We start from the raw sequence: 13,860 nt of genomic DNA on the forward strand, positions 1-13,860 counted from the left end.
CCATTCAATCAAGCAAAATTCAAAAAATTCTTTCTCAATGGAATGTTTTTTATATTACATTTCCATTATATTTTCTTTTCGGCAAATTGCTTTGCACAAAGGCAGAATGTTCAGTAAAGAATCCGAGTTTTGATCGAAAAAGGATGTTTTTCGATTTTTTCCTTGAGTTCGTCTCCGACGGACTTGTCGATCACCATGGATAAATATCCGATTTCCGCGCTCGTTCCCAAGTGCTGAGAGCTGATATTCGCTCCGATTTCGGAAACCATGGAGTTGATGTCCTTCAAAAAGCCGGGTTGATTTTTGTGTACGTTGAGAATTCTATACTGTCCGGTAGGCAACGGAGTGATTTCCAAGTTCGGAAAGTTTACGGAGAATGTCGTTGATCCGTTGTTTACGAACTTGAGCAGTTTGCTTGCGACCTCGGAACCGATGTTTCTTTGCGCTTCTTCCGTGCTTCCTCCGATATGCGGTGTTAGGATCACGTTAGGCAGGTTTTGCATCGGTGTTAGGAACGGATCGTTGTTCGACTCGGGTTCTTCGGGGAACACGTCGATTCCCGCGCCCGCGATATGACCGGATTTGATCGCGGCGGCTAACGCTTCCAGATCGACCACCTTTCCACGGGAAAGATTGATCATATACGCGCCTTTTTTCGTGATTTCAATTTCCTTCTTCCCGTACAGATTCATCGTCTGCGGAGTTTCGGGAACGTGAAACGAGATGAAGTCCGAGTTTCTCAAAAGCTCCTCGTAACTGTCCGCGGGAGTTGCGTTCCCGAGAGGAAGAACGGTTTGCACATCGTAATAGATGACTTTCATTCCCATCGCTTCGGCGAGTACGGAAACCTGACTTCCTATATGGCCGTAGCCGACGATTCCCAAGGTTTTACCGCGGACCTCGAAACAGTTTTTAGAAATCTTATTCCAGATTCCGGAGTGAGTGTTTCGTATATGATCGGGAACTCTTCTCGCGAGCATGATGACTTCCGAGATGACGAGTTCCGCAACGGAACGTGTGTTGGAGTATGGCGCGTTAAAAACCGGAATTCCCTTCTTTTCGGCTCCGGCGAGATCCACCTGATTGGTCCCGATGCAGAAACAGCCGATCGTCAAAAGACGTTTCGCCTTTTCCAGAACCGGAGGGGTTACGTTCGTTTTGCTTCGAATTCCCAAAACGTGGATGTTTTCGATTTCATTCAAAAGCTCTTTTTCCGAAAAAGCCGCGGGAAGAAGACGGACGTTGAAACCGTCTTTCTTAAACATATCGTGTGCGTCCTGGTGGACGTTCTCAAGAAGGAGGACGTTGATCTTATCTTTTGGAAATGAAATCATAGGTAGTACCTAACCAGGGTTTCAAGTGTGCGCTTCCCTGAAAATTGAATTTTTCCCGCGGCGCGGCAGCGCGGATGAGGATCGGAATTTTCTTTCAAATCTCCGGTAGGCCGGAAAAATTGGGGGAAAAATCCCGGGAGATCCTTTTTGAAAATTTCAGTTTCCGCACTCATTCTTTCTTTCGCCGTAGTTTGGGGAATCGCCTGTTCGAGCGAATCCATCCGTCAAACCCCCGAACCGGCCTTGGAGCAAGTTCTCTTTCATTCCGATCCTCTCTGTCCCGGATTTCACGTTTTCTGCTCGCAAGGCGACACGAAATCCCTTACGTTTCGGGGAGTGTATAAGAATCCGAACGGCGAAAAGACGGTTTACCTGGATTATTTCTTGAGTTCCTTCGAGGTAAGTTTTCCGATCGGGGTTTCCCTGAAACTCGACGGAACCTGGTTCAACTTGAGAAAGGTGGGAACCGATTATTCCGATTCCATGAGAATTTCTTCCTTGGTTCCCGCCGACGTCTCCGAGAAGATTCTCGCCGCAAAAGAAATCACGTTCAGCTTTTCGTCCCGGGAAAAAACCACGAACCAGCTTTTGAGCAAGGGGGAAATCGCAAGGCTCCAATCGCTTTTGAAGTCGCTTCGGGAGAAGCTGGACGCGCAAGCAAAATTGAATATTCTAAATCTTTAATTCAGGATTCTTTTTTTCGCAGTTGCGAGGATCTTTCCGTAAAACCTGGCCCACCCTAACTTTGGGTGGGGGTGGCGGTGGAATGGTTTTTATACTAAAGAATCCTACTTTTTGCAAGTAAAAAGTAGGATTCTTGTCGGAACATTTGAACAATTCGCAGCCGATTCTTTTGATTCGAAATCCTTCTCGACTTCAATTCTCGAATACGGTTATAAAGATTCGCAAAAAAAGCCAAGTAAACGTTCCTATTCTCTCGCCAACTTCTTTACGCTGTCGAGCGTAGGGGAAAGCCAGTCTTCGAGAAGCGGGTCTTGTCCGATCGCTTCTTTTTTAAACATTAAGTCCTTGTTCGACATCGCTATTTCGGAGACTTCGTTGATCTTTCTCGCGGTTTCGATCGCTTTCCAGTAATGTTTCAGAGCCTCTGCGGTGTTTCCCTGTTTTTCATAAACCGCTCCGATGTTGTTGTAAGCGGCGACTAACGTCTGGTAGACTTCTTGGTGATACGGATCATCCGGTTTCGGAAGGCCCATATTCAACAATTTTTCTTCCATGTCGTCTTGAACCTTGAGATAATTTCCGAGGCTCGCTTTGTATTGACCGGTGTAATAAAACGCGTTCGCTTTTCCCATGAGAAGGGTGGAATGGTTGTATTCGTCCTCGTCTTCGAAACCGGACCATTCGTTGAGCGAAGCGGCAAAATCTCCGCTCATATAATCCACCCAACCTTTGAAGTAACGAAGTTCTCTTTGAATTCCGGCAGGGAGCGGAGTTCTCCATCTGCGGATGAGAGTGAATTCGTTTTCGTCGGTTTGAACCGCTTCCGCTTTGGAAAAACCGTCCAAAGAATTTTTAAGTTCCATGGATCTCGTTTTTGCGATCGCGTCCATCGCGGCTCTCGCGCGGAACGGATAGATCTTGCGGCCCGGAAATTCGGTGATCTTATCTTTTTCGTGAATTCCGGCCGCGGACAAGTATTGGATTCTCGCCTTGTCGAAATAAATACGTCCGACGTTTCCTTGAATCAACGTTTCGTCTTCTTCTCTCGCGCCGTAACTTTGTTTGTAATTCTCGAATCGTTTGAGGGATTCGTTTAACAGTTTGTCGGCTTCGCCGAAGTTCGCGAGACGGATCGCGTTTTCCGCGAGTTCCGTGGAAGCGAGATAATGCGCTGGATCGAGCGTCGCGGCCTTTTCGAAAAATCTTCTGGCTTGAATCGATTCCTTGATCGAAGCGAAGTATCTTCCTCTTTGATAATAACCTTCCGCGTATTCCGAGCCGTCGATTTCGACTCCCGTGACGGGATCTTCTTCCGTTTTATGATAGATCAGATCCAAAATCTCGAGGGCGTTGTCGTTGACTTCCATTCCCGAAACCTGATCCATCGGATTGATATTATAACGAATCCGTAATTCTTTTTTGTTCAGATCGGTGTAGAAGGACGCGAGTTTGGAAAGGACGTGCAGAGAAAGTTTTTTCTCTATGTCCAAGTTGTTCTTGATCTGTCTGTGATGATTGATGACGAACTGAGGATTTCCGTCTTCTTTCCACATTTCGATATACGTGGAGAGGAGGCCGCCTTGGCCGACGGGACTGGAAGGATCGATTTCCACGATCTTGTTGTAAAAGGACGCGGCCTTACCGAATTCTCTCCGGTTGTAATAGATTTTTGCGATTCCTGCGGTGGATTCCTCGTCATACGGTTCGTTTCCGTCCGTATACACCTGTTTGAAAAAGTTGATCGCGAGTTGATCGTTCTTATACTTTCCGCCTCCGAGAGAAGTTTCGGTGAAGGAAGGCATAATGGAAGAATGGAATCTTCCCAAATTCTTATACGTAGGATTGTCGTGCGTTTGTTTTTCCAGACGCATCACGATGTAGGCTCCGGCCTTCATGATCTTTCTTTGAATTCCGTCTTGAGCGACGAGAACCATGCGGTTTTCGTTTCCGATTTTCCCGGCGATCGGAAGTTTTCCGTTATCCCAAATCTGACCTTTGGCAAGTGTTATGATGGGGACTTTCTCGCGTTTGTCCCAAGCGTTGGAAGAAGGTTCTTCGCCGCCCGCGCCGAAATCGGGGCTGACCTTACCGAATAATTTTTCAAAGGCGCGGTCGTATTCTTCGACCCGCGTATATTCCACGCCGTAGAGGTTCAAATACTTGAGGTGGTTCGGGAGAATGTTTTCTCCTCTCGCAAAGGATTCTTCCGCTTCAAAGAATTTCTTTTTGCGGGACTCGCTGTTTTTCGGATACGCTCCGGCTTCGCGGATCAAGGTCAGACCTTGTTCGTAATACTGAGCCGCCTGATTCGGGATGATGAAATTTCTGTAAAATAACGTTCCGCCGACCACGAGAAAAATACCGGCGGCGATCCCGATGATCGTTCTGCGGATCGCCTTTCTTTGTCTTTGTAATCCTTCTTTTGTGTAGAGAGGATCGGTGGAGATGATCGGAACCCCGTCTTTGGAGAAACCGCTCATTCTCTGAGAAACGGAAATCGTTTCTCCCAAAACTCCCGAAAGGAAATCCGCGATTTCCTCCGGAGAACTTTCTATTTTAATAAGTTCTAATAGACCTTTTTGATCTCTCGGCGTAAGTCGATCTTGAACGATCGCGTCGATGACCGCGCGGCGCAGAGTGGGCGGGTAACGGAGAATTTCCTTTTGAATGATCGCGAGTTCTTCGTCTTTGAGGCCCTTGTCGATGTCCTGTTTTTCATCGCTGGCAAGGCCTTGTAAGTCCGCTTCGAGACCGAAGGAACTTCCAGAATCGAAATCGTCGCCGCCTACATCGCTGTCCAAGTCGGGACTAAAGGATTCAAAGGAAGAATCTCCTCCGGCCGGGATGTCGGATAACGTGTCTTCTTCGGTGGAAGGAACGAAATCCGCGAACGGATCTTCCGAAACCGTAGCGGAAGAAGCAAGATCCGAAAACGGATCTTGTCCCGCAGGCGCACCCATATCGCCGAAGTCGGCAAACGGGTCCGATTCTCCCGGAGAAGGACCGGAGTCCGCAGGGGAACTGAAAAAATCATCGTCTCCGCCGCCGGATGGGGTTGGGGAAGAAGACATGAAGTCGTCGAAAGAATCTCCGCCACCGGACGGTTCCGAACCGGAAAGTCCGAAGTCGCCCTCACCGCCGCCTTGCGTTTCAAGGCCGCCCATTCCTGCGAACGGATCGGAATCCCCGCCGCTCGGTTCCGGTGTGGAAGTAAAGGAGTCCATATCTCCGAACGGGTCCGCGTCGGAACTGGAAGGAGTTGAACCGAAGTCGTCGTCCATTGGAGTCGAACCGAAATCGGAACCGCCGAACGGATCGGATTCTCCCGAAGTCGTATCTCCCATTCCCGCGAACGGATCGTCGGAGGAAGGAGTTCCTCCGGTCATTTCATCTAAGCCCGCAAACGGATCTCCCGCGTCGGCGGAAGGAGCGGGGCTTTCGTCTCCGAAAGAAAAATCATCGGAAGGAGTGGAACTGGGTTCTTCCGGAAGTCCGAAATCACCGAACGCGTCGGAATCTTCCGAAGCGGTAGAAGCGGGTTCCGCGTCCATTCCGAAGTCGGCAAACGGATCGCCCGCGTCCGCGGAAGGTGCAGGTGATTCTTCCTCAAAGGAAAAATCATCGGCGGGAGCCGCAGCTTTCGGCTCCGCTAAGAGTTCGTCTAAATCGATATCGTCGTCTTCGAATACTTTTGCAGGAGGCTTTTGCGGTCTTTGCGGTTCTTCAAAATCCTCGTCCGATTCTTCGTCTCCCGCTTCCGCGGTAGGAGTAGTCGGTTCTTCGGTTTCTTCTTCCTCGTCGAGGGAAGGCATTTGCGATCCGTATCCCATCTTCTGACGGAAAACGGAAAGCATCGGATTGAGTTCTTCCGAAATATCCGGGTTTTTGGAAAGAGGCTGGAGAATAGAACGAACTTGTTCTAATTCCGCTTCGCTCAATGGGGTAGAATTCGCCTCTGCCATGATATCCTGATAAATTATATCGGAATGCTTCTCGATTCTCCAAGGAAAAAACTCTTCCTGAATCCCCTCAAAAACGTCCCGAATCGAAAAAAAGTTTTATGTCCTATAACACGGTCGGTTCGGTTTCTTTGGAAGTGATTTTCCGGATTTGCCTTATGCTTTTTCGAAAACTGATCGAACTTTTATTCAGAATGAAATCGATCCCTACTACAAAAGTTTTACTCGCACTTCTATTGACCATCACCGTTGCCATCGGAGCGGACGACGCAGGAAATTGGATCGGTTCCTTTTCGTCCGAAGACTACGAGGACTTCTTGGAGCCGGTGGAAAAAGAAAAGATCTACTACTATTGGCAAATGGAGAAGTTGAAACGGGCCGTGGCTCCGCGTTATATCCGTTACATCGATTCATCCTTGTCTTTGGAAACGGGAAAACTACTGAACCGCGGAATTCTTTTCACCTTTGAAGGAATCGAAAACGAAGACGTTTCCGTCTGCGGAAATTTTTCGCTTTGGAGATGTATTCCGCTGAAGAAGAACGACCACGGAGTTTTTTACACCGTCTACAATCCCGAAAGCAGGGACACGATCCGCGAAGAATTGAAAATTTTAGAATACAAGTTCCGAGTCGACGGTCTGTTTACGCACGACCCGTCTAACTCGGATTCGGTGGAAGACGGGGACGGTTCCTTGGTTTCCCGACTCGTTGCGATTCCGTCCGGTCCGGACAAACACGTGACCACGAGGATCTTGGAAGATTCTCCCTTTGAAGAATTGGAATATAGAACCGTAGAGTTTCGAATTTATGCGCCGGACGCGGAGATGATTACGCTGGTAGGGGACTTCAATCACTGGGACCCCGAAGAGGACGTTCTTAAAAAAGAAAAGGACGTGTTCACTCTCATCAAGAAGATGAAACCGGGAACCTATCTCTACAACTTCGTTCGAGACGGAAAGATCATCTTGGACACGTTCAATCAAAACACCAGACTTCGGGAAGATACGGGAGAAATTTCTTCGTATCTTACGGTTCCCGAACGTTCGTACGCTTTGGAAGCGAAATAAGAGAATCTTTTTTTCATTGACCGGGGCTTTTCCCGGGCTTTTTTCTACACATCATGGAAAAAGTCCGCTTGGGAGTGTATGCGTTCGGGATCATCGTAGTCGGGATTCTCGTATTCACTCTCTCTAAAAGCTGGTTCATATTGGATCGCGGGGTCGAGTTGGTCGAACCCGGTTCCTCGAAAGAAGAACCTTTGACGCCCGCGGACCGAAGCGGAGATCTGCTCAATCATTCCGTCGTTCTTTGGGAACGTTTCCTTTTTTATCCGTTCGAACTTTCCAGAGAAACCGTGGCCGGTCCGAGAAAGACTTTGAACCACGCGAGAAATCTCACCGTAATCGATCTTGAATCGGGGAATCCCCGCAAACTCTTCAACCGCAACGTCTATATCTGGGATTACTTCACCGGAACGGATCGAGAAAAAGAGGCCGGGATCGGCGAAACGACGGAGGAATCCGAAACGGATTCGGTGCTCGCATACGGAATTTCCACAGGCAAAAATTTGATTCTGATCGGTATGACCGAGGATACGAACAAGGACGGATTTTTAAATCAAAGAGACCGCAAACAGGTTTTCGTTTACAATCCGATCTCGGCCAGTTTGGTCGGGGTACTTCCGAGAAAGTATTCCTTGGAAAAAATTCTTCCTTCCTCCGGCAAGGAACGATTGGTGATGATCGTTTCCCTCGAAGAGGAAAAAGAGGAACCGAAAAAGAAAAAACAGTCCGCTGCTCCGAAGCTCCCGGAAATTACATTCTATATTTATGATATTCGAAACGGAAGAGGAATGTTGGTCGATCGGCCTTGAGCCGGATCGCATAAAGTTTTGAAGATCGTATCTACGTTAGACGCTTTGCGGCGACGTGATTGTGCAAGCGCGGTCGATATATCGTTTTGAGAAAATCCAGATCCGATAAAAAAGGGAACCCGAAAGGATTCCCTTTTTTGTTGATTAGAATCTTCTAAAATTCTTATTCTTCTCTGGATTCCAGCCAACGTTCCGCTTCGAGCGCGGCCATACAACCCGAGCCTGCGGCGGTGATCGCTTGACGATACACTTTATCCTGAACATCTCCGGCCGCAAACACGCCTTCAACGCTGGTTTGAGTCGTTCCGGGAACGGTTTTGATATAACCGGTCTCGTCCAGATCCAAAATTCCTTCAAAGATATCCGTGTTCGGTTTGTGACCGATCGCATAAAAAAGACCGCCCACGGCGAGTTCTTTCTTTTGACCGTTGACCGTGTCTTGCAGAGTGAGCATGGTTAAATTCTTTCCGTCTCCTTTCGCTTCCTGCACTTGCGAGTTCCAGATGATTTCGATCTTAGGATGCGTGGTCGCGCGTTTCTGCATGATCTTGGAAGCTCGTAAAGAATCTCTTCTATGAACGAGATAAACTTTGGAAGCAAACTTCGTCAGGTGGGACGCTTCTTCCACCGCTGAGTCGCCGCCGCCGACCACGGCGAGTTCTTTGTTTCGATAAATCGGGAGTGCGCCGTCGCAGACGGCGCACGCGGAAATACCCCGTTGCCAGTACGTATCTTCTCCGCTTACATGCATCCGCTTCGCAGTGGCTCCGGTCGCGATGATGACGGCCTCGGCTTCGATGAGTTCGTCGTCGGACCAAAGTTTAAACGGACGGGAAGAAAAATCCACCTTGGTGATGGTCTGGGTGTGAATCGTAGTTCCGTATTTGATGGATTGTTCGCGGAAGAGTTGGGTCAATTGTGTACCGTCGATTCCGGCGGGAAAGCCGGGAAAGTTTTCGACCTCGGTGGTGGTGGTAAGTTGTCCGCCCGCGGCGATTCCACCGGCCATAAAGCCCTCGTACATAACAGGGTTCAAATTTGCACGTGCGGCATAAATCGCCGCGGTATGTCCGGCGGGTCCGGAACCGATAATGACTATTTTGTGGGCCATTGTATCCTCGAATTAGAATGATTCTAAACTTGATTTATTTTTAGACTCAACCGTTGTAAAGACGATCCTTTTTTTGAGAAAGAATTTTAAAAGTTTTTATAAAAAGACTGTTTTGATTCCGAGCAAATCGGGGTTCATTGGGCGCCTCCTTTCGATCGAAGATCGAAAGGACCGAGCTTTTCGCGACTTCGCTTCGCTGCGGTCACGCAGTGACCGCGTTCCGCGTCGCTCCAATCTCTGGCGCGCGTTCACCGGACCCCTTGGTAAAACCGGAGAATTCGCTTGCCACACGAGCCTTCTATTCCAACCTTTCCTGTATCCATGAAAGGATTCTTCATCCGGGCAGGGCAAGTCCTTGCGTTCTTCGTCCTTGTATTCTTAGGAACGGAAATACTTCTCAATCTTCTCAAAGCGCCTTCTTTGCAGTTTTACAGAGATCAGAAGATTCTCCATCGATACAATCCCATCTATTACGTCGATTTAGCTCCCAATCAGGACATTTATATCCGTCATTTTGCCGGAAAGTGGGAAGGAAGATTCAGAACCAATTCCTTAGGAATGCGCGGATTGGAAGAAGCAGATCCCGAAAAACCGAAGCTCGCTTGTTTGGGAGACAGTCTCGTGATGGGATTCGGAGTTTCGGATGAGGACACGTTCTGTCATCAACTCAACGGAATCGAGTTGAAGGGGGGACGCAGACAGGCTCTGAATCTCGCCGTAGACGCCTACGGTTCGTTAGGTGCCGTTCGCAGGCTGAAAGACATGGCTCCTAAACTGAAGAATCTCAAAGAGGTTTTGTTTTTCGTTTCGGGCAACGACTTTACGATCCCCGACGAACTACGAGCCAAGGGAATGCTTTCGGACGACGAGGTGGATGAGATCCGGGATAAGGACCCTTCATTCAATCGGAACTTTCAGATTCAGTTCGAGTTGTCTCGGGCATCGTACACGCTGCAAGCTTTGAAATTGGCGTTCGAGCAGTTGAAGGTTCAATACGCGTTTACCAAATTTCGATTGCAGTCCGAATGGAATTCGACAGGGCTTTCGGCGAGTTCGAGCGCGGAACAAACTCCCGCAAAGTATATGAAGGATTCATTTTTTAGAACTCCCGAAACGAAGTGCGATCCGAATACGAAGACTACATTCGAAAAAACGAATGTATCTCCGACATCGACGTCCGGTGCGGTTTTGAATCCAATTCCGGACAACATGTCCCGGGAAGAATATAAAAAACAATATTGTCCCGAACCGATTCCCGATTATTTTACCTGCGTGGACAAAGAGCCGAACCTTGCTTCTCTCGAACCGCTCCCCCAGATTACGCAAAAAGCGTATAACGAAATGGTGGAATATTCCCGAGCGAACGGAATCCGTTTGATCGTCGTTTTAATGCCGATCCAAGTGGAAGAAATTTTTTGTAGAAACCGAGGACTCTATCATCCTCTCGAAAATTATGCGCTTCGCGCAGCCGCTTATTTTGAAAAGAAGGGCGTTCCCGTTTTAAAACTCAGAAAACAAACCGAGGAAATGTGCGGGGAAGTGATCGATTCTCCCCAAGGAAAAAAATTCTCGGGGATTCGAGACTACTTTATTCCGGAAGACGGGCACTTGACGGTTCCCGGAAACCGTTGGGCGAAACGTTCGGTGGAAAAACAGCTCAAGGAATTGGAAAAGAATGCTCTTTAATTCGGTTCAGTATCTTATCTTTGCGCCCGTAGTCATTCTCGTTTATTTTTGGATTCCTGCAAGATTTCAGAGATTGTGGCTTCTTCTGGCGAGTTTGTATTTTTATGCCATATTCAAAATTCCTTTTATTCTTCTTTTGATTTATTCGATCGTATTGACCTATTATGCGGTCAAGGGAATGGAAGCGGCACATTCCAAATTTCTTAAGTTGCTCTGTCTGAACGCGGCGGTCTGGGGAAATTTACTTCTTCTTTACGTATTCAAATACATGGACTTTTCGATCCATGCGTGGAATATCTTTACGAATTCGCAACCTTGCGATCCTTTTTACGTTTCTTTGACCGGCGCATTGTTACCGATGGGGATTTCCTTTTTCACATTGCAGGCGATTTCTTACGCGGTGGACGTGTATCGCGGAACGGTTCCGCAGGCGAAGAGTTTGTTTCAGTTCGGATTATTTTTGTCCTTCTTTCCTCAGTTGGTTGCGGGGCCGATTATCCGTGCGCAGGATATGCTCCATCAGTTTCTGGAGAATTACACTTACAGAAAGGAAAATCTTCTTCCCGGAATTCGTCAGCTTGCATGGGGTCTTTTTAAAAAGACATTCGTGGCCGATCCGATATCGATGACGGTCGATCCGGTGTTCGCAAATCCGGGGGCGTACGATTCTTGGTCTTTGCTTGTGACTTCCTTTTTGTTTTCGTTTCAGATTTATTGCGACTTTTCCGGATATTCGGACGTTGCGATCGGAACCGGAAGAATCATGGGATATTCGATTCCCGAAAACTTTGTGCGTCCGTTTTTATCCCAGACCGTAACCGAGTTCTGGAGAAGATGGCATATCTCCTTCTCCTCTTGGCTTCGGGATTACATTTATATTTCTCTCGGTGGAAATCGAGTGAGCATCCCCCGCGCTTACTTCAACGTATTTTTTACGACGTTTATCAGCGGACTCTGGCACGGAGCCGATTGGAACTTTATCATTTGGGGAGCGTGTCACGCTTCCGTGATGGTGTTCGAACGGTTTATCTTTTCTTTTTCGATCTTGAAACGAGGTTGGGACAAGATTCCGGAATGGATCAAATACGTTTATCCGTTTTTCGTATTTTCGTTTTCGATGTTTTTCTTTCGCGCAAAACCTTCTCTTGAACACGGATATGAAACGAGTTTGGACTTGGCGTTTGCGATTGTTAAGCGAAGTTTCTCGTTTGAAAGCGGCCAAAGTCTCTCTGTTCCGTTTTCCGTTCTGTTTGCAGTGATCGTGTTGTTCGGCGCCGATTTTTTACAAGAGAAGAAATCGAATTGGATGGAACGTCTCCAAAACAAGCCTTGGGTGGTCTATCCTCTTGCGGGTATGATGATTCTGGTGGGATTTATTTTATACAGCGTAACCGTTAGTCAGCCGTTCTTGTATTTTCAGTTTTGAAAGTGGGAACGTTTTCTTTGGACGCTGTTTGTCGTTGGATCGATCGACCGTTCGATTAGGAATCGAACCAGTCTCTGTAATCTAAAACGTAAAATGAGTTTTCGGGAACGCACTGAAGTGTTCTCGTAATTCTGTTGTTTAATAGGTCGAGGTGGAGGATATAACTGTAATTCCTGTGGAATGTAGGACCTCCTTCATTCATCGTATTCACGATAGAATATCCGACTCCGGCCCGATCCAATTCCAAAAGAAAATTAAAAAGAAAACAGCGGGAAACTCCGTGGGCTTGCGCAAGAGTTCCGAACAATGCCCAACTTCCCGTACTCAGTCGGACATTGATCCGTTTCATTTTTTTCGGACCGGGACTATTTTGATACACTGTCTTCCCCGCTTTATGACCCAATCGAGGAATTGCCGTTAGATATTTCGAATATCTTTCTAAAAGCTCGGGGATTCTCCTGGCGAGTTGCCTCCGTTCTGACTCTGAATAAAGAGATAAGGTCGCCTCCGGAACAATCAGAGTTACTACGTTTGTGGTAATTTCCTGAAGAACGCCATCGAGTTTATAATCTGAATGGAGAAGCAGCACGCCCATATCGGAGGCGGTTCCACGAGGTTACAATCCGGTTATCCGATAACACACATTTTCAAAGAAAATAAAGAATCAATACCGCAAGAAATAGGGAAGGAGCTTTTTCGTATCAAGTCTCGGTAAATCTACCGACCAACTCCCACCGGAATAGGAACTGAAATTCTATCCAAGATTCGCTTAGAAATCAAGCGAGCGGAAGTCGGATTCGGATGTCCATCATTCTGCAGATAAAAATCCGTTCGATTCTTCTCGTATTCACTCAGAAAATCCAGTCTCGTATCCAAAACGGGAATTCCTTTCTGCTGGGCAATCATGGCCACCAAATCCAACAAAGGCGTTGATGGAAGAGGAGTCAAACCATGCGTTCCATTCGGATACAAAACGACCGTCAATGGAATTTTTAATTCTTTGCAAACGTCGAAAAACCGTTTCATCTCTTTGAACGATGGATGATCGTGCGGATGATTGGAAAGAGTTTCGGGAATGATTTCGGGACCGTTCTCGCGGAGCTTCTCTAAGCGTCGCATCTCGCTTCGAATCTTAGAATAGTTGTAAAGAGCGCTGTATCTGGATAAAAAAACGGAACCTCGAAAGAGCCATCTTCCATAAACGGAATTCCTTAAATAGAATTCTCTATGAACGTCCTGCAAATCCGAAGGATGATAGATCCAAAAAACCGCTTTCGGTAAAATACAATTCTTCCGTTGATTGTCTTTGCAAATCAGAGCGCGTTCCATTCTTCTTTGAATGCCGCCTGTGCCGAGAGAATCCACGCCCAAGTTTCGAACCTGAATTCCCGATGATCGCAACGCTTCCTGCATTTTCCATGCGATCGTATCTTCGTCATTCTGACCGAAACCGTATGCGATGGAATCTCCCATCAACCAGACTTCTGGTTTACTACCGGGGAGAACCGGTTCCTCCGAAACGATTCTTTCCGCGCGTTCATCGACGCGCACTCGAAACGTAAAACCCGCGGGATGAGGAAGAATCGTATCCGAGTTCGGACAAAGCATAATTTCGGGAATTTCCCGTTCTTCGATACAATGAACTTGTTTGTCCCGGAGTTTATAGATCAATCCTGCGGGCGGAAAAATTCTCAAGAGAATTTCACCTAACACCGCCAAGGCGATCAAAACAAGAAAAGAACGGAAAAGAATCTTACGGGTAAAAAACGATTTCATGAAGCAGGCTG

The 13,860-nt window shown here is 47.4% G+C and carries 10 protein-coding genes; 5 read left to right on the plus strand and 5 right to left on the minus strand.

Going from position 1 to position 13,860, the window contains the following annotated elements:
• Positions 1-110 precede the first annotated feature (110 nt).
• Positions 111-1,334 carry a phosphoglycerate dehydrogenase gene (gene serA / locus DLM76_RS13585; protein ID WP_118955786.1) on the minus strand — a complete coding sequence of 408 codons (1,224 nt, stop codon included), beginning with the start codon at positions 1,332-1,334 and terminating at the stop codon, positions 111-113.
• A gap of 147 nt (positions 1,335-1,481) precedes the next feature.
• On the opposite strand from serA, the gene DLM76_RS13590 reads away from it, so the two are divergent.
• The gene (locus DLM76_RS13590) at positions 1,482-2,018 is read left to right on the plus strand and encodes a hypothetical protein (protein ID WP_118965514.1); all 537 of its coding nucleotides are present in this window, start codon (positions 1,482-1,484) and stop codon (positions 2,016-2,018) included.
• 245 nt (positions 2,019-2,263) lie between these two features.
• On the opposite strand, the gene DLM76_RS13595 is transcribed toward DLM76_RS13590, so the two are convergent.
• The gene (locus tag DLM76_RS13595) at positions 2,264-5,980 is read right to left on the minus strand and encodes a tetratricopeptide repeat protein (RefSeq protein ID WP_118965515.1); all 3,717 of its coding nucleotides are present in this window, start codon (positions 5,978-5,980) and stop codon (positions 2,264-2,266) included.
• 155 nt (positions 5,981-6,135) lie between these two features.
• Between DLM76_RS13595 and DLM76_RS13600 the strand changes: the two genes are divergently transcribed.
• Together DLM76_RS13600 and DLM76_RS13605 are read left to right on the plus strand one after the other, a co-directional pair.
• Positions 6,136-7,044, plus strand: a complete 909-nt coding sequence (locus DLM76_RS13600; RefSeq protein WP_118965611.1) for an early set domain-containing protein — start codon at positions 6,136-6,138, stop codon at positions 7,042-7,044.
• A 53-nt stretch (positions 7,045-7,097) separates the two neighbouring features.
• Positions 7,098-7,850 (plus strand): hypothetical protein, encoded by a 753-nt coding sequence (locus DLM76_RS13605; RefSeq protein WP_118965516.1) that lies wholly within the window; start codon positions 7,098-7,100, stop codon positions 7,848-7,850.
• 163 nt (positions 7,851-8,013) lie between these two features.
• Here DLM76_RS13605 and trxB read toward each other — a convergent pair whose 3' ends face one another.
• On the minus strand, positions 8,014-8,961 hold the full coding sequence (gene trxB, locus DLM76_RS13610; RefSeq protein WP_118955776.1) for a thioredoxin-disulfide reductase: 948 nt from the start codon (positions 8,959-8,961) through the stop codon (positions 8,014-8,016).
• 321 nt (positions 8,962-9,282) lie between these two features.
• On the opposite strand from trxB, the gene DLM76_RS13615 reads away from it, so the two are divergent.
• Together DLM76_RS13615 and DLM76_RS13620 are read left to right on the plus strand one after the other, a co-directional pair.
• The gene (locus DLM76_RS13615) at positions 9,283-10,647 is read left to right on the plus strand and encodes an LA_2490 family SGNH/GDSL-type esterase (protein ID WP_118965517.1); all 1,365 of its coding nucleotides are present in this window, start codon (positions 9,283-9,285) and stop codon (positions 10,645-10,647) included.
• Entirely contained in the window at positions 10,637-12,073 is a 1,437-nt protein-coding gene (locus tag DLM76_RS13620; protein ID WP_118965518.1) for an MBOAT family O-acyltransferase, read from the plus strand. The genes DLM76_RS13615 and DLM76_RS13620 overlap by 11 nt, the downstream gene beginning before the upstream one ends.
• Positions 12,074-12,128: 55 nt before the next feature.
• Here DLM76_RS13620 and DLM76_RS13625 read toward each other — a convergent pair whose 3' ends face one another.
• Together DLM76_RS13625 and DLM76_RS13630 are read right to left on the minus strand one after the other, a co-directional pair.
• Positions 12,129-12,668, minus strand: coding sequence for a DUF1564 domain-containing protein (locus DLM76_RS13625; RefSeq protein ID WP_118965519.1), 540 nt, complete (start codon positions 12,666-12,668; stop codon positions 12,129-12,131).
• A gap of 122 nt (positions 12,669-12,790) precedes the next feature.
• Complete coding sequence (locus tag DLM76_RS13630; protein WP_241548245.1) at positions 12,791-13,849, minus strand: LA_2486 family SGNH/GDSL-type esterase; 1,059 nt, start codon at positions 13,847-13,849, stop codon at positions 12,791-12,793.
• Positions 13,850-13,860 lie beyond the last annotated feature (11 nt).

This window comes from Leptospira yasudae (assembly GCF_003545925.1).
Lineage (GTDB): Bacteria > Spirochaetota > Leptospiria > Leptospirales > Leptospiraceae > Leptospira > Leptospira yasudae.

What these genes read in the sequence shown, in the direction of transcription:
- serA (WP_118955786.1), bottom strand. Translation starts at nt 1,334, where the DNA reads ATGATTTCATTTCCAAAAGATAAGATCAACGTCCTCCTTCTTGAGAAC.
- DLM76_RS13595 (WP_118965515.1), bottom strand. Translation starts at nt 5,980, where the DNA reads ATGGCAGAGGCGAATTCTACCCCATTGAGCGAAGCGGAATTAGAACAA.
- DLM76_RS13600 (WP_118965611.1), top strand. Translation starts at nt 6,136, where the DNA reads ATGCTTTTTCGAAAACTGATCGAACTTTTATTCAGAATGAAATCGATC.
- DLM76_RS13605 (WP_118965516.1), top strand. Translation starts at nt 7,098, where the DNA reads ATGGAAAAAGTCCGCTTGGGAGTGTATGCGTTCGGGATCATCGTAGTC.
- trxB (WP_118955776.1), bottom strand. Translation starts at nt 8,961, where the DNA reads ATGGCCCACAAAATAGTCATTATCGGTTCCGGACCCGCCGGACATACC.
- DLM76_RS13615 (WP_118965517.1), top strand. Translation starts at nt 9,283, where the DNA reads ATGAAAGGATTCTTCATCCGGGCAGGGCAAGTCCTTGCGTTCTTCGTC.
- DLM76_RS13620 (WP_118965518.1), top strand. Translation starts at nt 10,637, where the DNA reads ATGCTCTTTAATTCGGTTCAGTATCTTATCTTTGCGCCCGTAGTCATT.
- DLM76_RS13625 (WP_118965519.1), bottom strand. Translation starts at nt 12,668, where the DNA reads ATGGGCGTGCTGCTTCTCCATTCAGATTATAAACTCGATGGCGTTCTT.
- DLM76_RS13630 (WP_241548245.1), bottom strand. Translation starts at nt 13,849, where the DNA reads ATGAAATCGTTTTTTACCCGTAAGATTCTTTTCCGTTCTTTTCTTGTT.